The organism is Arthrobacter sp. NPDC057013 (genome assembly GCF_042674585.1).
In the GTDB taxonomy this organism is placed as follows: Bacteria; Actinomycetota; Actinomycetes; order Actinomycetales; family Micrococcaceae; genus Arthrobacter.
The window spans coordinates 27,555-46,299 of sequence record NZ_JBHUSE010000012.1; the positions used below are offsets into that span (position 1 = coordinate 27,555).

16 protein-coding genes are annotated in these 18,745 nt (G+C 62.9%); 6 read left to right on the top strand and 10 right to left on the bottom strand.

All coding sequences use genetic code 11. From position 1 onward, the window contains the following. Positions 1-1,442: 1,442 nt before the first annotated feature. Both ACFTSA_RS15590 and ACFTSA_RS15595 read right to left on the bottom strand, forming a co-directional pair. Complete coding sequence (locus tag ACFTSA_RS15590; protein WP_377952419.1) at positions 1,443-2,744, bottom strand: SLC13 family permease; 1,302 nt, start codon at positions 2,742-2,744, stop codon at positions 1,443-1,445. 78 nt (positions 2,745-2,822) lie between these two features. Continuing rightward, entirely contained in the window at positions 2,823-3,998 is a 1,176-nt protein-coding gene (locus ACFTSA_RS15595; RefSeq protein ID WP_377952420.1) for a CaiB/BaiF CoA transferase family protein, read from the bottom strand. 67 nt (positions 3,999-4,065) lie between these two features. On the opposite strand from ACFTSA_RS15595, the gene ACFTSA_RS15600 reads away from it, so the two are divergent. The 5 genes from ACFTSA_RS15600 to ACFTSA_RS15620 all read left to right on the top strand — a co-directional run bounded on the left by ACFTSA_RS15600 (position 4,066) and on the right by ACFTSA_RS15620 (position 7,795). Continuing rightward, positions 4,066-4,968 carry a LysR family transcriptional regulator gene (locus ACFTSA_RS15600; RefSeq protein ID WP_377952421.1) on the top strand — a complete coding sequence of 301 codons (903 nt, stop codon included), beginning with the start codon at positions 4,066-4,068 and terminating at the stop codon, positions 4,966-4,968. An 82-nt stretch (positions 4,969-5,050) separates the two neighbouring features. Further along, positions 5,051-5,614 (top strand): MaoC family dehydratase, encoded by a 564-nt coding sequence (locus tag ACFTSA_RS15605; RefSeq protein ID WP_377952422.1) that lies wholly within the window; start codon positions 5,051-5,053, stop codon positions 5,612-5,614. After that, positions 5,615-6,454 carry an HpcH/HpaI aldolase/citrate lyase family protein gene (locus ACFTSA_RS15610; protein ID WP_377952424.1) on the top strand — a complete coding sequence of 280 codons (840 nt, stop codon included), beginning with the start codon at positions 5,615-5,617 and terminating at the stop codon, positions 6,452-6,454. It begins immediately after the preceding gene. Positions 6,455-6,717: 263 nt separating this feature from the next. Continuing rightward, positions 6,718-6,954 carry a hypothetical protein gene (locus ACFTSA_RS15615; protein WP_377952426.1) on the top strand — a complete coding sequence of 79 codons (237 nt, stop codon included), beginning with the start codon at positions 6,718-6,720 and terminating at the stop codon, positions 6,952-6,954. Between the two features lie 664 nt (positions 6,955-7,618). Then, on the top strand, positions 7,619-7,795 hold the full coding sequence (locus tag ACFTSA_RS15620) for a hypothetical protein (RefSeq protein ID WP_377952428.1): 177 nt from the start codon (positions 7,619-7,621) through the stop codon (positions 7,793-7,795). Between the two features lie 327 nt (positions 7,796-8,122). Here the strand turns inward: ACFTSA_RS15620 and ACFTSA_RS15625 are convergent, their stop codons facing one another. From ACFTSA_RS15625 to ACFTSA_RS15650, 6 genes are all read right to left on the bottom strand, one after another. Further along, positions 8,123-9,691, bottom strand: coding sequence for an FAD-dependent oxidoreductase (locus ACFTSA_RS15625; protein ID WP_377952429.1), 1,569 nt, complete (start codon positions 9,689-9,691; stop codon positions 8,123-8,125). Next, positions 9,688-11,172 carry an FAD-dependent oxidoreductase gene (locus ACFTSA_RS15630; protein ID WP_377952430.1) on the bottom strand — a complete coding sequence of 495 codons (1,485 nt, stop codon included), beginning with the start codon at positions 11,170-11,172 and terminating at the stop codon, positions 9,688-9,690. Before ACFTSA_RS15630 ends, ACFTSA_RS15625 begins: the two co-directional genes overlap by 4 nt. After that, a complete protein-coding gene (locus ACFTSA_RS15635; RefSeq protein ID WP_377952431.1) occupies positions 11,169-12,563 on the bottom strand; it encodes a flavocytochrome c in 1,395 nt (464 codons plus the stop codon). Before ACFTSA_RS15635 ends, ACFTSA_RS15630 begins: the two co-directional genes overlap by 4 nt. Positions 12,564-12,645: 82 nt before the next feature. Beyond that, positions 12,646-13,479, bottom strand: coding sequence for an SDR family NAD(P)-dependent oxidoreductase (locus tag ACFTSA_RS15640; RefSeq protein WP_377952433.1), 834 nt, complete (start codon positions 13,477-13,479; stop codon positions 12,646-12,648). Next, a complete protein-coding gene (locus tag ACFTSA_RS15645; protein ID WP_377952434.1) occupies positions 13,469-13,855 on the bottom strand; it encodes an NIPSNAP family protein in 387 nt (128 codons plus the stop codon). Before ACFTSA_RS15645 ends, ACFTSA_RS15640 begins: the two co-directional genes overlap by 11 nt. After that, complete coding sequence (locus ACFTSA_RS15650) at positions 13,852-15,282, bottom strand: MFS transporter (protein WP_377952435.1); 1,431 nt, start codon at positions 15,280-15,282, stop codon at positions 13,852-13,854. The genes ACFTSA_RS15645 and ACFTSA_RS15650 overlap by 4 nt, the downstream gene beginning before the upstream one ends. Before the next feature lie 190 nt (positions 15,283-15,472). Here ACFTSA_RS15650 and ACFTSA_RS15655 point away from each other — a divergent pair, with 190 nt between their 5' ends. Then, positions 15,473-16,237, top strand: a complete 765-nt coding sequence (locus ACFTSA_RS15655; protein ID WP_377952436.1) for an IclR family transcriptional regulator — start codon at positions 15,473-15,475, stop codon at positions 16,235-16,237. A 292-nt stretch (positions 16,238-16,529) separates the two neighbouring features. Here ACFTSA_RS15655 and ACFTSA_RS15660 read toward each other — a convergent pair whose 3' ends face one another. Further along, complete coding sequence (locus tag ACFTSA_RS15660; RefSeq protein WP_377952525.1) at positions 16,530-17,702, bottom strand: pyridoxal-phosphate dependent enzyme; 1,173 nt, start codon at positions 17,700-17,702, stop codon at positions 16,530-16,532. Further along, the gene (locus tag ACFTSA_RS15665) at positions 17,668-18,624 is read right to left on the bottom strand and encodes an EamA family transporter (RefSeq protein WP_377952437.1); all 957 of its coding nucleotides are present in this window, start codon (positions 18,622-18,624) and stop codon (positions 17,668-17,670) included. The genes ACFTSA_RS15660 and ACFTSA_RS15665 overlap by 35 nt, the downstream gene beginning before the upstream one ends. Positions 18,625-18,745: the final 121 nt, after the last annotated feature.

An 18,745-nucleotide genomic window follows, 5' to 3' on the forward strand; every position in this document is an offset into this window, starting at 1 on the left:
GACCACGGTGACGAAAGGTTCTTACCGCCTCCCGGATACTCCGGCGTCGTCTCCTAAATCCGTCATGTCGTCGACCAAAAGGCTGGCAATGAACAGACATGAAAGACAGCAGCCAGTCGAAGGATTCCTCACTTCGGGCATCGCGGCAATGATTCAAAAGAGTCATGCAGTCGACGCTGACGGCAAACATGAATAGCTATAGACAGAAAGCCCCCGGACCCGAGAAAGGAGGAGGTGAGCATGATGGGCTGCACAGTGAGCGACGTTGGCTTGGCGTCGGGCACTATCGGAATGCCTGCGGGCGCCCGGCAGCACAAGTTTCCCACCGGTGGGGAGAAGTCATGCCGCCCTCCCCCAGAACCACCATGAACAAGCAGAACAGCTACCCACGAGCAGAGCAGGAGGAAATCCAGATGGACAACCAACGACGACACAACAAAGAAACTTGAACCGGATTTTTCTCAAGTCATGTCGGCCGCGCCATGAACGTCCATGAACAAGCAGGGAACGACAACCCGTCGATCCAGGAACACAAGGAGGCGGCCGGCCAGCAATGAAAAAGGCCCCCGAAGGGGCCCTTCACAACACAATATGTGCACATTCAGAGGCTAAAAAGCCTCTGACCTGCGGAAACACGTGCCCAAGGTGGGACTCGAACCAGCCGCTCACCCTGAAAACAGACCCTCTTTGAAAAACCTCCCGAATCCGCCCCAGTCCGAAGCCGATACAACCGAATCCGACCCCCCCGGGGTGTGGACACTGTCCACACCCCTTTTTTTGCGCTCTCTGACGCTCGGCGCTGCCAGATGAGCCAGCCCTTTGAGGCGTCTAGACTCCCTCTCCACAGACCGCCGTCGCTTCGCCTAGTGTCGCCATTCAGGCTCACCACTCCGGCCGGAATCCGATTCCCGACCGCGGCCGGGCACACCTCTCCGGAGCGAGCCGAAGTCTGGGATTCATGAAGTCATAGTCCTCGCGACCTCCTCTATCCACTTCAGCCGGGAGACGGCAGGAAGCGGCACAACGAAATATCCATTATCGGCGTTGGCTCTCGATGCCCACCGGATGAGAGCTTCCCGCGTCTGGTGTCCGGCAGACGGACTCAACCGCGGCGTCGATGGTGGCGATTCGTTCAGCAAAAAGCAGCGGTGGGTCGATGTAGCGGCGGACAATGCGCACCGCCCGGGACGCCGGCGTAGACGCTGGGCGCATCGCTGCCTGAGCCTGCCCTAGATAATGTGGCCCTCCGAGCATGTCTGGAGGAAATGCGTTTTCCACTTGTTGGGAGTCAAGGCTCCATCACGAACCTGACCGCTTCGGATGCTGGTCCGCGTCCGGCAGCTTGTCGTACTTCCCCCTCGGGACTGACAAGATGAGGGCATGGCGGCGGGTTCTCCCGCCGCCATACCCTCAGTCCTGGCCTTTATGTGATTCCTGGTCTGTCACCACGGGAGCAGGACCAACAGCGCCCAGCTGGACAAGGGTGCCACGAGCATGAGGGCGAATCCCCACATGAAGAGTGCCTTGTACGTACTGTTTCGCTGTTCCTCGGGGACGTTGGCGACGAGCAGCGCACCATTTGTGGAGAACGGGCTGGCGTCAACGACGGAGGCGGACACCGACAGCGCAGCCAAGAGAGCTGTTGCACTGATTTGACCGCTCTGAAGGAACGGGATGGACAGCGGCACCAACGCCCCAAGGATCCCCGTGGTGGATGCGAAGGCCGATACCACTCCGCCAATGAGGCAGATGAGGAATGCCGCAAGCAGCGGGGCCCCGATTGCCACGATGGAGTCGCCCAGCGTGCCAACCACACCGAGGCGTTCCAAAACCGCGATGTACGTGACGATGCCGCAGACCAGCAGCACTACGGACCAGGCGATGCGGGTCGATGCGGCCTTCGCGCTCCCAGGAAAGAGCAACGCCAAGACCACCGCAATAGTGAGCGCTGTCAGCCCCGCATCGGCCCCAAACACAGAGACTGCCAGCACCATGGTGACCAGCCCAGCCATGGTTACGAGCTGCTCACCAGTGATCGTGCGAACTTCGGTTGCCGGCACGGTGGACACCTGGAGGCCGCCCTTTCCAGTGGGTTCGACGCTGGTTCCGGCCGATCCTGGCACGTCCGGTTCTGAGTCAGCGGTTGGGATTCCACGGCGACGGAAAATAAGGACAGTGGCAACGGCAACCAGGACGTTGAAGCCGAAGGTCGCCAGAAACAAGAATGTAGGGTCAATCGTCAGGCCGTTGTGCTTTGCTGTTGTGACGACGATCCCACCAAGGATCCCGACCGGGGAAAAGCTGCCCGCTGCCGCGCCATTAACAGCCATCAGCCCGTTCATCAGCGGGCTCGTACGATACCTGACCGCAAACGCAATGCCAATGGGAGCAACGATCGCTACGGCCGCCGGAGAAGCGGCCCCGATCGCAGCCAAGGCGGCAGCGGCTGCGAAAAGCACCCAGGGAATTACCCCTGCACGGCCCCGGACAGCACGGACGGCTGCAGTTACCAGCCATTCCACTGTCCCGTTGGTGCTGGCCAGGCCGAAAAGGTACGTGACGCCAACGAGAATAATGAGCAGAGTGACCGGGAATCCGCCCAGTAGTTCCTTCGTCGATTCCCCACTGATGGCAATACTTAGTATGAAGGCCACAACGAGAGCGATGGCCCCCATGTTCACCGGTCTGAGAGATCCGAGTGCGAAGATCACAACAAGCCCGGCCAACGCAAGAATGAGTAGCATGGTGGTTCCGTTCCGGCACCTGCAACGTTGCAGGGCCTAAATGATCGATGCCGGCATCGTTGCAGGCACCGCTAACAATCAGGCTTGGCGAAGCCAGGAGAGAATTGACTCAGTGTGCTCCCCCAAGGCGGGCACCGCGCCCATCCGCGCCTCAAGGCCCGCCACTGTTACCGGGGGGATCAGGGCTTGGATCGTGCCGGCAGGCGTGGAGACCGGACGCCACCGGTCCCGATCCTTGAGTTGGGGATGTTCTGCGAATTGAGCCACGCTGCGTTGCTGCGCGCAGGCGATCTGGGCTTCCTCCAAACGCTGCATAAGCTGAGCCTCACTCAACTGGGAGAAGGTTTTTGCAATGAGCTCATCCAGTTCCCGCCGGTTCGCCACCCGTTTGGCGTTGCCATCGAAGCGTGGATCCCGGGCAGTGTCAGGCTGCCGGAGAACAACGGTGCAGAACTTTTCCCATTCCCGTTCGTTCTGCAGTCCAAGATTCACGGTGAACCCGTCCCCGGCCTGGAACGGCCCATACGGGGCGATGGTGGAATGGCTGGCTCCACTTCGAGCCGGCGCAGACCCGCCGTACATCGTGTACAGCAACGGATAGCCCATCCATTCTCCGAGGGCTTCGAGCATCGAGACCTCAATGTTGGACCCCTCCCCCGTCTGCTGACGCCGCAACAGGGCGGTAAGGATACCTGTGTAGGCGTACATCCCGGTTGCGATGTCGGCAATGGACAGGCCGACTTTTGACGGCACTTCCGGGGTGCCGGTGATGGATACCAGCCCCGTTTCACACTGAATCAGCAGGTCGTAGGCCTTCTTCTGCTCGTAAGGTCCGCCCGACCCATAGCCGGAGATGTCACAGGTGATCAGGTCCGGGCGGGTCGTCTTGAGCTTTTGACCTCCGATCCCCAAACGGTCTGCTGCTCCCGGCGCCAGATTCTGCACCAGGACGTCTGCTCTGCTAATGAGTTCCAGCAGTACCCCGCGGCCTTCATCGCTTTTGGCGTCGAGTTCAATGGACTCTTTGCCTCGGTTGAGCCACACAAAATGGCTGGCCAGTCCGTTCACCGTCGTGTCGTAGCCCCGCGCGAGATCGCCGACACTTGGCCGTTCGACTTTAATGACCCGCGCACCGAGATCTGCCAACTGGCGGGTAGCAAACGGCGCGGCCACAGCCTGCTCGAGCGAGACTACGACGACGCCATCCAAGGGTCCGCTGGAAGACGAATTCAGGGTCGTTGTTTGATGTTCCATGTCACTAATCTTGTGGTCGCCCTCACAACGAGTCCAATGATGGTTGGTAGTGAAGTCGATACGTCTCATGCATAATGACGGTGTGGATCTACGTGAACTTGAATGGTTTGTTGCGCTTGCGGAATCCGAGCATGTGACGGAGACATCCGAGGATTTGAGTATCGCCCAGCCGACTCTTTCCCGGGCAATTGGCAGGCTCGAAAAGCATTTCGGAGTGCAGCTGTTCGAACGCTCCGGCAACCGAATCAGACTCAACAGGTACGGAGAAGTACTGCGCGCCCACGCACTACGGTCGCTGGGCGAAATCACCACAGCGGAGCAGCGAATTGCGTCAATGATCGACCCAAGCAAAGGCATCATCTCCCTCGCCTTTGTCACATCTTATGGGTCATGGCTGGTGCCCCAGCTCATCGAGGAATACCGTCGGAACGCACCCGAGGCCCGATTCATCCTAGAGGGGGCAGCGGCCGGCCACGCACTTGAAATGCTCCGGAACCAGGCCGTCGACGTGGCAATCATCAGCCCGGAACCGCGGGACGAAGCGGTGGAGTGGCATCCAATTGCCCAGGAGCCGCTACGGCTGGTGGTCCCGGAAGGGCATTGGCTCGCGGAGCGCAATGCCGTTGACCTTGCCGAAGCCGCATCCGAGTCTTTTCTCGCACTCCGACCGGAATTCGGACTCCGCCAGATCTCGGACACCCTCTGCACAGCGTCGGGCTTCTCGCCCAGCATCACCGTGGAAGCCACGGAAATCCCCACGCTATGGGGCTTGGTCCGGTCGGGCATGGGCATCAGCATTCTTCCGGCCTCCACTCGCGGGCCTTTATCCAGAGGCACCAAACAGGTGCCCCTGACCGACGAAGGCGCTGTGCGCGTGGCAGGCTCCGCAGTTCTGGCCAACCGGCGGCAGCCGCCTCCCGTAGCACTCTTCATCGACTTCCTCAGGACGCATCCCCTAGTCAGACCCTGATGGACAAGCATGCGTTTGGTGCATGAACTTTAGACAAAAGGGTCATTGGTCAGGAGCGACGATTCCCGGCCACACTGTGGGTATGACTACCTCAGCTGTTACTCATCCCACTCCTGAAAAGAACTACGTCGCCGGCTGGACGGGAAGGTATTTTGAAGACTTTCACGTCGGCGATACCTACCGGCACCCTCTGGGCCGCACCATCACCAGGACTGACAACATCTGGACTACCCTTCTGACGCAGAACTCTTCGCCCATCCACTTTGATGCCCACTACGCCGGACAGACAGAATTCAAGCAACCGTTGGTTGACTCGACCTTTACCCTGGCTCTCGTTACCGGCCAGTCCGTCGTCGACCTCTCGCAGCATGTGTTTGCCAACCTCGGGTGGGATAGCGTCAGGCTCCCGCACCCGGTCTTCGAGGGCGACACAATTTATTCCGAATCCGAGGTACTCTCCGTCCGGGAATCGGCATCACGCCCGGACATTGGCATCGTGAAAGTCCGAACGATCGGATTCAACCAGGATTCCCGTATCGTCATCGTCTTCGAACGCACCATGATGATCTACAAAGAAGGACATGGACCGGACTTCACGGGAGTGCAGCCCGTATGGGACGAGCAATCACTGAAGGTCCTCAAGTAAATGGACGTCAGGCTCGCGTCCACCTTCCTCTTCGTTCCTGGATCGCGGCCGGACCGATTCAGCAAAGCTGCTGCCTCCGGCGCAGATGCCGTGATCATTGACCTTGAGGACGCGGTTGGGCCGGAGGACAAGCACGATGCTCGGACTGCTGCTGCTGAGTTCGTTGATGCTTCACCAGCCGTGGTCAGGGTCAACAGCGTCGAATCCCCATGGTTGGAAGCTGATCTGGCCGCGCTGAGACATCGACGCTACATCAAGGGCGTAATGGTCCCCAAGGGGTCCTCGCCGGAGGAGCTTGCTGCGGTGGCTCATGCGCTGGGTTCTGTGTCACTCCTGGTGCTAGTTGAGTCTGCGCTGGGAGTGATGCACGCTGCCGAGCTGGCACGCGTTCCCGGTGTCACCAGGCTGGCTTTCGGCAACCTGGATTTCGCGGCGGATACCGGCATCTGCCCCTCCCAGCCCGACGAACCGGAGCTGCTGTACGCGTGTTCCCAACTGGTAGTGGCATCCAGGGCAGCAGGACTGGAGGGCCCTATTGCGGGCGTCACCCAGAACGTCACGGACCCAACGTTTGTGGCACGCGACGCTGAAAGGCAGCGGCGGCTGGGGTTCACAGGGAAGTTGCTGATTCATCCCAGCCAGGTGCCTGGGACAAAACCGGTCTTCCAGGCACAGGAACAGGATTTGGACTGGGCCAAGCGGATCTTGCGGGCAGCGGGGTCATCGCGCGATGCCGTCGTCCTCGTCGACGGCGAAATGGTGGATAAGCCTGTAATTCTGCGGGCAGAACGCATACTTGCCAGGATAGATGCACGCGAAGCTGCTACGGGAAACCCCTAGCGGTTTCTGCAGGCCACCTGCTCCCGTAACCCGCACGGCTCGCGGCCTCCAGAACCCCGGTGATTCGCAGTGGAGAACAATGGCAGGACAACCAGACCCGTGAACGGTATTCAGACGAACACTGAAACGGAAAACCCAAAATGAACATTCGCATCGCTCAGGAACGTCCATCCCGGACGCTCGCAACCCCTGGGTCCACACAGCAAATCTCTGCTTCCACCTCAGTGCCCGAGCATTCGCAGGGCCGTACTTACCAACCACAAATGATGAGGAACTGGAGGTATCTCTGGCGACGGGAACTGATCGAGCTACGCCGCGGCAATACCTTCCTCGCTACCGGGACGGTCGACGATGTCACCGAGGACGGCAGCATCATATGGATTCATCTCACGGGCGGGCGGGGACGAGTGCTTATCCATCAGCTTGACGGAATCGACGTCTGGCGGACAGACCCACGCATTGTCCAGAACCTCGAAACCTACGATTTCCAGCCACAGTAGGCGGTATCGGATCTACCAGGACTGTTAGACCGCGGCGGGGCGGTAATGGCGGTCACCCGGATCGCCGACTATTCGCAACACAACCACCGCTCCGCCGCCAACACAGACCTCGGTCATTCTTAAAGCAGGTCCACGCCACCTTAGTCGCCGCGGCAGCAGGAGTCTTCTTCGTGACCATGGGACTAGCGGTTGTGGCCCTGTTCGCGCGGATCCTCAGCAAAAATGGTGTGCAGGACCGTTCTCGCCGGGCCTCTTCACACTTCCTGTCGTTAAGAAGAGGTGTTGGTATGTGTCATGGTCGGCGCCCATCGGACTTACCGCGATCGCCCTGGTCTGATTGCTGGTCTGGATCTCCGTCCGTGCCGGACCCGCAACGTCAACAGAGATCTGCATGAGCCCCACGAAATCGCCGGCGAGGAAGACAGCAACTCGGTCGAGTAGGTAGCGACCTCCTGACACTGCTGAAGCTAAGAAGCCGGGTAGCCGCGCTGCTGCTCTGAGGCAGCAACGCGGCTACCCACTCGCAACACTTGGAACACGGGACGTGAGTCAAATGAAGAACATCGATGTCATACATCAGCGACCTCCGGACAGGGAACAGCAGAAGCCAGCGCAGAAGTCCCCCTCAGCGCCTGCAGTCCCTAGCGAGAACAAGGAGCACCACATGCTGAACCACGCTTTCCCCGGCCCGATGAAACACGGGGCTCAAAAGCACCCGGATAGCCCCGTCATGATCCTCATGATCATGGCTTGGCTTGCAGGGGTTTGGACGCCTAGCGATGAAGCCTTCGAGGAAGCCTTTCCGGCTACGGTACGGGAAACGCTTGTCTGCGTTCCATAGAGGACGGTCCCACCGGTCCGAGCCGAGGGGCGCACCCACGGATGGGACTGCCCCCGGTTTTGTTGACTCCTTGACCTAGCGAGCTTGTGCTCATGGAAGGATGTTGACCATGCCCACGCCGTGTGGGGCGGAGTTCCGCCAGGATGTTATTGATGGCCCGCAAGGGCGAGGCGCCACTGGCGCAGATTGTGAAAGACCGGAACGACGAGGGCGTTGCAGTGAGTATTCATGGTCAAGTCCTTGACGTGCTCGCGGTGTGGAGCGGGCGGCCAGCGTACCGGGCTAGGAATCCCGGGGCAGGCCTCCCGCCGGCATGTCAGTGCGGTTTCAGCCGACGGCAACGCCCGTGGCGGCCGTCATGTCGCGCCGACTCGGGGCCTGGGCCACGTTGCGGCCGGCGATGCGCCCGGAAACTATTGCCCAACCAATGTGCAGCCCGTGGTTGAGCAGCTGGAGCCCGCCCTGCCCCGTTGATCCGGCCGCCCACAGGCCGGGGATGGCTTCCCCCTCGGCCGTGGTCACCCTCAGTTCGGTGTCGACGGCCAGCCCACCGTCGGCCAAGGTGATGTAGGCGTTCATCGGGCCGAGCGCGTAGAACGGGGCCTCACTCACGCCCTGTCCAAGGTGCTGGCGGTCGAAGTCGCCGTCGTTGCCCACCGCCACCTTTGCGTTCCATTCCGTCACGCTCGCGGTCAGTACTGCGGGATCGAGGCCGGTGCTCGCGGCCAGTTCCTCGATGGTGCCGGCCCGGTGATAGACGTCCGGGCGATACCGCTTGTAATCATCAACGTAGGCATAGGCCACTCCGGGGAACGTGGACACCGGGTTGGGCCAGGCCGAGAACTTCCGGGCCACCCGCTCGTCGAAGATCATGTAGGCGGTGTTGTTGGAATCGGCGGCGGTGGCCCGTGCCATGGCCTTGTCCGAGTCCTCGTTGGCGATGCGCTTCCCTGCGTGGCCCACCAGGATCGCCCCGGCCCGGTACATGGTGTTGTTGGGGCCAACCCAGCTGGTCAGTGCGCCGCGGACCACGTAGGCCAGGATCCTCCGCGGCAGACGCTCGACCACCAGACGCATGGCCTTGGAAATGAGTGGATGGGACGGAAGCATCTTGATCGGGTCCACGCGGGTAGAGGGGGCGAAACGGAGCCCCTCGTACAGGCGGTCCATCTGGATCATGACCCCGCCCGCCTCGGTTCCCAGCTTGAAACCGTCGCCGGTGTTGTTGGGGTTGACCGGCGGGATTTTGGCAGCGGCCTCCCCCACGTACTTGGCCTTCAAGTCGGTCGACGCCGAGTAGTCGCCGGTGGCCAGGATGACGCCGCGGCGGCCAAAGTACTCCCTGCCGTTGGCCCGGGCGCCGATGATCTCGCCGTCGGCGTTGCGCAGCAGCTCCTCCACGCGCATGGAGGTGTGGATGACGACGCCGCGCTTCCTGCACTCGCGCAGCAGCGCCTCGGCATAGGCTCCCGAGTTCGGCAGCACGTTGTGCATTCTCGGCTTCTCGTACGGCGGTTCCGGGGTGGGGCCAAGGAACTGCACCCCGATACTGCCGAGCCACTCCACCGTGGTGCCCGCATTTTCGGCGAGGATCCGGCGCAGTTCCTTGTTTTCGCGCTGCTCGAATTCGCCGTTGGCGACCTTCATGTCCTCGACGAACAGCTCAATGCTGTCGTTAACCCCGGCACGGTGCTGGTAGGCGGTGTTGGCGGCGGTGAAGGAGCCCACGGACATCGCCGTGCTGCCGCCCACCTTGGCGCACTTTTCCAGCACCATCACCGTGGCTCCACTGGTGGCCGCGGAGATCGCGGCACTCATGCCGGATCCTCCGCCGCCGATCACCAGGACGTCTGCCGTTGAACTTCCTGCTGTTGATTTCACTGCTGTTAATCTCATTGCGCGTTCCTTTCCGTGCCGCGCCCGTCGGCGCCTACGACAGCGTAGCTTTCGTTGCGTACCAAGGAGGCCGCCCGCTCGGCGGCCGAGGTCCCGGCCCAGCGGCCGGTGATGTAGCCGGGGGCCAGGCCGCCGGCGTAGCCGTAGTTGGACAGCCCGCCGATATCGGCGCCGGCGGCAAACAGCCCCGGTACGGCTGCGCCGTCGTAATCCAGGGCTTCGCCGCGCGCATTGGTGCGGACTCCGCCGAAGGTGAACGTGATGGACGGCTGGACCATGAGCGCGTAGAAGGGGCCATCTTGCGGTGCCCGCGCGGAGGCGGACACCGTTACGCCGTCGGCGGTGCCGCCGCCTTGGCCGGCAACTTCCGTATACCGGTCCAGGGTGCGTGCGAGCTGATCGCGGTCCACGCCCCAGCCGGCGACCAGGTTCACCAGTTCCGGGAGGGTCTGCGCCACGGCGTGCTGGGCGCCGGCTTCGATGGCGATGCCGAGGCGGTCGATGCTGCCCAGGCCCGGGAACGGTTCGTCGAGCACTTCCGTGCTCCGCACGAACTCATCGAAGATCAGAATCCCGCGCGCTTCAGGCTGGAAGGTGACGGCTTGGTTGAGGAGTTCGTCGCCGTCGGTTTCGTCCGCAAAACGCTTGCCCTCCAGGTTCACCAGCACAGTGGAGCCGGAGTAGTACTGCGAATAGGGCAGGTAATGTTCGGTCTCGAACCTGGGGAGCGGATACGGCAGCAGGTGCCCGTAGAACGTGCTCATCGCCGTCGTGCCTCCGGTGCCGGCGGCGCGCGCGAGGCGAAGCCCGTCGCCGACGCTGCCGGGATTGGAGCGCGGCACCAGCCGGTCAGCGTTGGGCCCGATGGACCGGGTCAGCTCGGCGCGGTCGCCCTGGAACCCGCCGCTGGCCAGAACGACGGCGGCGGCCTCGTAGCGGATGCGGCGGCCGTCCGTGGTGCGCACCAGAACTCCCGTGATGGCGCAGCCGTTCCGCACCAGTCCGGTGACGACGGCTCCAGTGGTGGCTTCTCCCCCGGCCGCGACGATCTGGTCCCGGCACCACGCCAGGATGCCGTGGATGTCCGTGGAGTAGCCGATGCCGAAGGTCATGATGTCCCGCTTCGGCTCGTTGGCAACCCGGAGGCCGGCGGCCCGCAGCTCGGCGAGTGCGTCCTCATAGTCGGCCACCAAGCGGCTGCCGAGCTCCACGTTGCCCAGCGGAATCCGCTTCCGGTAGGCCTCGACGCTGGGCGCGGTCCAGAACATGCCTGCCGAGAGGGCGGCCGAACCGCCGAAGGCCGCCTGCTTCTCCAGCAGCGCCACTGTGGCGCCGCGCCGGGCGGCGGTCATGGCAGCGGCAGAACCGCTGACACCGGATCCGACCACCACTACATCCACCCGGCGGACCTCGTCCACGCTGTCCCCGCCGTGGTCTGTTGCCGGAATACTTTCCTTCTGCTGCGGCGCGCCCATGCTCATTGCGCCACGCCCGATGCCAGCTTGGCGGCTGCGTGCTCAGCTGCAATGCGGCCGAAGACGGCGCCCTTGCCCAGTGAGGTGCCGGTCATGTAGGTGGCGCCGTGGAATCCGCCGGTCAGCTCACCGGCTGCGTACAGGCCGCGGATCACGTCGCCGTCGACGTCAAGCACCTCGGCGCTGGGACTGATGGTCAGGCCACAGTAGGTGGTGGTCATCAGGGCCTTGGCCGGGTAGGCGTAGAACGGCCCCTGGTCCAGTGGCAGGAGGTCGCCGACGCCGTTGCACAGGTGGGTGCGGCCCGCCTCGTCCCCGCCGTGGCCGGCCACGGAAGCGTTGTACCGGGCCACGGTCGCCCGCAGGCCGGCGGCATCGATGCCGGCGGCCTCGGCCAATTCCTCGAGGGTGTCCGCCTTGAAGAGGTGGCCCAGGTCCTCGATCATGCCAATGTCGTTGAGCGGGATGCCGGGGTGCGATTTGGCCCTGACCTTCGCGTCGAAGATCTCGAAGCCCAGTCCTTCGGGCTGCTTGAGCACCTCGCGGCCAAGGGTCTTGTAGGACTTGGACTCGTCGACGAAGCGCCGGCCGTCCTTGTTCACGATGATCGCGCCCATGTAATACGCGGTGAGCAGTTCGTGGAACTCCTCGCCGGTTTCCGGGTGGGAGCCGTAGGTGGCGGTGATGTAGGACATGTCCGCAACGCCGGCACCGAGTTTCCAGGCCATCTTGAGGCCGTCACCGGTGTTGCCCGCCCCGCCGTAGGGGATGGCCGCCAGCTGTTCCGGCGCGAAAGTGCGAAGCAGATCGGTGCTGCGGCTGAAGCCGCCGGTCGCCAGGATCACGCCGGCGCGTGCGGTGAACAGGGACTCGGTGCCTTCGGATTCGACGACGACGCCGGTCACCTGGCCTTCGTTGCTGCGCACCAGCCGGATCGCGCGGTGTCCCAGAAGGGTTTCGCCGCCGTTATCGTTGAAGGTCCGGTGCAGGTTGGCGAGCAGTTCGGTGATCACGGTGTTGTGGCTGCGCGGTGCGGACTGTCCGGAGCTGATTTCCAGGGCCCGGAACTTCGCGCCCTGGTCCTTGAGCCACTGGTATGTCTCGTCCTGGCGGTCCAGGTACGCGTCCAGCAGGGCACAGTCGTTGACGCCGCCGCCGGTGGAGAGCAGGTCCTGCAGGAACAGGTCCGCGGTGTCCTCCACGCCTTCGGCCGCCTGCTCTTCGGTCCCGGAGAAGGCGAAGAATCCGCCGCTCATGGCCGAGGAGCCGCCGAGCTTGCCGGTCTTTTCCAGGAGCGCCACCTTGAGGCCGGCCTGCGCCGCGCTGGTGGCTGCCGACTGTCCCGCGATGCCGGATCCGAGGACCACCACGTCGTAGTCGTGTTCGGGCATGGTCATGGTGCTGTCCCTTTCAGGTGTGTTGCTGTAATTGGTCCTGCGCCTCTTGTGAGGCGGGTTGTGTGCGCGGCGGCTCGGCGTTTCAGCAGGTGAGCCAGCCGCCGTTGACATCTAGGCTGATGCCGGTGATGTAGGTGGACTGGTTGCCGGTGAGGAAGGCGACCGCGTCGGCGATCTCCTCCGGCCTCGCGAAGCGCTTCATCGGGACCTGTCCCAGGAGTCGGGCGTCCTGGGTTACATCGCCCATCATCGGTGTATGCACGAATCCCGGGGCCACGCCGTTGACGCGGATCTTCAGGTCGGCGAGTTCGTGAGCGAGGCTGGCGGTCAGGTTCTGCAGCGCCGCCTTGGACGCCCCGTAGGCCACGGAGCTGGGGAAGAACGGGGCGAAGTCCGCGTCCGGGCCGCCGCCGGTACCGGTCTTGGCCGTGATGGACAGTAGGTTCACGATGCTGGCGGAACCGTCAGTGGGCATGTGCCGGTAGACCTCGCGGATGAGGAAGAAGGGCGCCGCGACGTTGACCGCCATGACGGCGTTCCACTCCTCGTCGCTGAGTTCGAAGAAGCGAATCTTGTGGCCGTTCCGCTTGGGGGAAATGCCGACGGCGTTGACCACCACCCCCACCGGGCCGGCTTGAGCGGCGAACGCGGCAAGTTCCCGGTTGGCTGCTCCGTCGGCCAGGTTGCCCGCAAAGCCGCGGTGCTCGGCCCAGCCCACGGCGGGGAGCGAGGCGGCCGTCCGTTCCGCCGCGTCCTGGTCGAGGTCCGCGACGACGACGGCGTAGCCTTCCGCGGCGAGGCGTCGGCTGATGGCATGGCCGATGCCGCCGGCGCCGCCGGTCACGATCGCCGTCTGGAGCAGCACCGGTTGCTTGATTGCCTCGGCGCCGAGTGTGGCTGTGGGATTACTGGTCATGGCCGGGCTCCTGGTTCCGACTGAACGCCGTGTGGGAATCGGTGATGGCAACGGGCAGAGTACGGATCGGCGAGAAGGACGTCGGGTACATGATCCGGTTCTCCATCGTCATGATCATCGGCCGGATGATGGCCAGGCATTCCTGCCACTGCCCGTTCTTGGCGAGCTCGGCACGGCGGGCCCGGCGGTCCTCCAGGTCCGCATACGCCCAGAAGTGGTTGAGCTCGTTCTGCCGCCCGAATTCGGTCACGAAGTAGCCGAGGAAGCCGCCCAGGATCGGCTTCTGCGCGGGCAGGCCGATGCTTTCGTACGCTTCGAGGTACTCGTTGAGCCGGGCGCCGGTGTGCAGGACGTAGGTGCGCTGTTCAACGATCATCGGGTCACGGCCTCTTCGGCATCTGCGGAGCCGGCCAGCCCGGTGGCGGTGGGCGCCGTCGTCGTCGTTTCGTCAACTGGGACGTGGCGGCCGAAGCGGTGCTGGCCGCCCTCGAGGGTCTTGCCGTCGCCCATCATTACCATGTTGATCAGCGCGGCGGCGATGATCACGATCCAGGCAATGGTGATGGAGACGGTGCTGCCGCCGCTGATGCTCATCAGCCAGGAGGCCAGGAACGGTGCGGGGGCGGCGAAGATCAGGTTGGAACCGGTGAGGGCGAGTGCTGATCCGGTGTACCGCATGTGGGTGGGGAACGCCTCGGCGAAGAGCGCCCCCTGGCCGGCGTTGCCGAACTGCGCGGTCACCAGGGAGAACGCCACCATGCCCAGCGTCAGCGGGAAGCTGCCCAGGTTCACCACCGGGAAGAACAGGACGGCGGCGAGCAGGGTGCCTGCCGATCCGATCATCAGGATCCGACGTCGGCCGTAGACGTCCGCGAGCCGGCCTCCCCACCAGATCGCGATCACGGAGAGGAAGTTGGAGATCATGATGATCGTGAACGTCTGGCTCTGCGAAAAACCGTGGGTGGTGAGGTAGCTGATGCCGAACACCGAGACGATGTAGAACGTCACGACGATCGGGGAGAAGGCCAGAATGAGGCGCAGAATAGTGACACCGTGGGTCTTGATCACCGTGGCCGGTGTGGTGGATTCCTGGGCGATCTGCTGCATGCCCTCCTTGAACACCGGCGTCTCTTCAACCTTGAGCCGGATGTAGATGCCCACGGCCACCAGCAGGATGCTCAGCAGGAACGGCACACGCCAGCCCCACGAAAGGAACGCTTCCTGGCTCAGTACACCGGAAAGGACGGCCAGCATCAGGTTGGCGGCGACCTGGCTGATGGGCGAACCCATCGCCATGAGCCCGCCGTAGAAGGCGCGGCGGTCCGCGGGGGCGTGCTCCATGGTCATCAGCTGGGCTCCCGTGGCCTCCCCTCCTAGCGCGATGCCCTGGACGAAGCGCATGAGAACCAGCAGCGCCGGGGCGGCGATGCCGATGGCCGACTGCGGCGGGAGCAGGCCGATGACCATCGACGCGACGCCCATCATGATGAAGGTGGTGAGCAGGATCTTGCGGCGTCCCACTCGGTCCCCCAGATGACCGAACACGATTCCGCCCAGCGGACGGGCCACGAATCCGACGCCGAAGGTTGCGAACGAGGCAAGCAGCGCGATCGCGGAGTTCATGTCGTTGAAGAACAGCTTGGGGAAGACGGTTGCGGCCATGGCGCCATAGACGGCGAAGTCGAACCATTCGAGGGCGGACCCGAAGGTTCCGCTGAGGACAGCGCGCTTGGCCTGCCGGGAGGCGGGTGCTGCGGGCTTGAGCGAGCGCTTTACGGCCCGTGACGGCTGGGACAGACTCATCAAGACTCCTTCGTCGGGTGAGCAGCGGCGCCGGCGGCGCCTTCATTTTGGGGAGATTCAGTTAGGGAGTTCAGCTGGGGCGAGAACGACGCGAGCGGGGCCCGGCTTTTCGCCGGGTTCGTTGCGTACGTTGTGATCTGAGGCTAGTCAGCGCAGTGCGTCAACCGCAATGACTGGTACGATCAATTGCGTGATACGCAAAGATGATGCACCGCGGGTAGAGTCCGTTCACCGAGCCCTGGTGCTGCTCAAGCACATGGCGGAGCAGGGTTCAATCAGCGTGACCGAGGCGTCCAGCATCCTCGAGGTGAACCCGTCAACGGCCCAGCGCCTGCTGGTGACCCTGGTTGGAGACGGCTTCGCCGAGCAAGTGGCGCAGCGGCGCTATGCCCCGGGCCCGGACTACCGGAGGCCGGCCATCGACAACGCCCCTCCGTCCCTGCCCGTGCGTGTGCGCCCCTATCTGGAGCGGCTATTCACCCGCATCGGAGAGACGAGCCACCTCGCAGTGCTCATCGGCACGGAAATCCACCACCTGGACGGCATCGAGGCCACCACCCATGCGCTCCGTTTTGGCCTCCGCACCGGCGTCGTCCTTCCAGCCCATCTCACGTCGGCAGGCAAGGCCATGCTGGCGGACCTGCCGCGGGAAGACATTGAGAGGCGCTACCGCGTCCTCGACGACACGGTCTCCGCCGTCAACGCCAACATCGATCTCCCCAAGCTGTACCGGGATGTGGACCAGGCACGCCGGCAGAAGATCGGCATGAACTTCGAAGAGAGCGAGGACGACGTGGCTGCCATGGCCGTGTCCCTAGGCGTGGTCGACGGCCAGCATGCCGCCCTAAGCATCGCCATGCCAATCGGTCGCTTCGCCCGGCAGGACGCAAAACGCCTTTCCGCCCAGCTGCTCGAAACGGCCGCTGAATTCAAGAAGCAGGAGCTCCCAGCCTGACCTCATTTCTGATCGGCGGTCGAGGTCCTCGCATATCCGAGTAGAAGTCCCATGTCGGCACGGTAATTGCGGGGTGTAAATTTCCCTCGAGGCCTCCTGCGACAGCGCCAGTAAGACCGACCTGGTATGACACTTTAAGCTCTGCCATCAGCGTGGACCGGTTTCGCCGCCGAGGATCACACCGACCTAGAGTTCCTGAGACGCTCGCGTGGCCCTCCAACGTCCAATCTGCTGACCGATCCAAACATGCCCTCGGCAACGACGCGGACGACATAGCGGTGCCCTCGGTGGGCTATTGCCATTGGAAGTTGACCAGGCCGGACTCTGCGTCATTGATCATGGGGCGGTGCCCGAAAAGCCCTGGAAGGCCTCCGGTATGAAGAAACACCGTCTTTTTACCCGGCTGAATCTGGCCGTCACGGACGGATGCAACGAGTCCGCCCATGGCACGACCTGTGTATACGGGGTCCAGGACGATTCCTTCTGTACGGGCAGTCAGGTAAATGGCATCGATGGTGCTCTCGGGTAAGTCGCTGTAGCTTTCACCGACCATATCGAACCGAGCCCTGAGCTGATCCGTCCGGATGTTGACTTGACCAGCTTCACTCGCCATTACGGAGACCGCGGCAAGCGGTGCTTCCATCGCTCCTGTATCGATGCCCAGGACCTTTGCGGCACCGAGACACGCGACGAGGCCAGCCATTGTTCCCCCCGACCCGAGAGCGACTACAAGAGTATGAAGGTCAGGCACTTGTCGCCGGAGCTCGTCGCCGCAAACCTTGTATCCTGTCGCTCCGGCTGCATTCGATCCCCCGAAGGGGATAAGGAATGGATGTCGTCCTTCACCACGCAGTGCTGACATCACGGACTCAGCCGTCTTCCCCAGGCCGTCGGGCGCCTCCTTTCCAGCCCAAGCAACCCGGGCTCCGAACAGGCCGTTCAATACGACATTCCCTGAGTGAAGCAGTTTCCGTTCGCCAGGGAAGATAAGGACTGCGTCCATGTTGAGCCTGGCCGCAGCGGCCGCGGTCAGGCGGGCGTGGTTACTTTGAGGTGCCCCGGTGGTGACTAGAGTGTCTGCACCTTGGGCGATAGCGTGCCCGATAGTCCATTCGAGCTTTCGAACCTTGTTGCCACCTCCTCCGAGCCCGGTCAAATCATCCCGTTTGATCCACAAATCGTCTGGCAGTAGACCAAGTGCTTCAGCCAGGCGCGGTGCTGGTTCCAAGGGTGTCGGCCAGCTACCGAGGAAGACTCGTTGGGGTGGTAATTCTCGGCTCTCAGGCAAGTAGTTTCCTCTCAAGGGAGGGTGTCCCCTCCCCTCTCGCGTTGTGTCCGGTGAGTTGCATGGCCAGGAGTCTGTTACCGCCTCTCCCGAGATCCGGTGCTGGCCGACCGGCTCTTGCTGCGATCCAACAGTGCAACGACCATCAGGTTTCGGTGCCCTGGTACGTCCCTTTGGCACCCAACGTCTGGATCGTTGATTCGGCAGAAGATGTCCCAGCAAGGTCGCGTTGCTTTATTGCGCCTTTCGTCCCGGGACCTACGAGCGTAAGTCCGACCCCTGTGAGGAGTATGAGTCCGCCCGCAATCTCGAGCAGTTGAGGAACGTCTCCAAAGGCCATCCAGGCAGCGAGCATTCCAATCGGAGGAACGAGGAGCGTGTAAGAAACGACCGAGGCCGCAGGGTATAGGCCAAGCAACGTGTTCCACGCTGAGTAGCCAACGAGGGAAGAAAGGACAACGGTGAAAAATGTGCTGGCCCATGTGGGAAGCGTCATGTGTGTGATGGCCTCTACAGCAGCAGAGGGGCCATCGACGAGGGCGGAGAGCGCAAGGAGGGGTATTGGTACGAACAAGGCCGACCACACCACGAGGCCCAGCCCGGAGGAACTTTTTGCGGAACGTGCAATGGTGTTTCCAATTCCCCAGGACAAGCCGGCCAGAACCACGAGCAAAAGGGGCCCGAGCGGGGCTATAGATCCTCGTCCCCAGGCCACGAGCACAAGGCCTATCACTCCTGTGGCTACCCCAACGAGTTGGCCGGCCGTGGCCCGTTCCCGGAGCACAATACCGGCCAGCAGGATTGTGAAAAGCATCTGGCTCTGCAGCACCAATGGCACTAATCCGGCGGGCATGCCCAAATGCATGGCGAGGTATATCAGTCCGAACTGACCGGCGCTCATGAAAAGCCCTACGCCTGCAAGCACCGCCCAAGAGACATTCGGCCTACGTACGAAGAACGCAGCTGGTACGACAACCAGTGCAAAGCGAAGCGCTGCGAAAACGAGCGGGGGCACATCCCGGAGCCCGACCTCAATTGCAACAAAGTTCACGCCCCAGATTACGGCGACGATTACGGCAAGAAGTGTGTGTTGGGGCTTCATTCCTTCAATGCTTCCGCCCTCCACGACATGGCGCCATTGGTTCCAATGCCAATCTGTGAAAGAGTCGCGCCACTTCAGCGTCCGACAGTTCTTTGGCCCGATTGAAGCGTCGACCAAGACC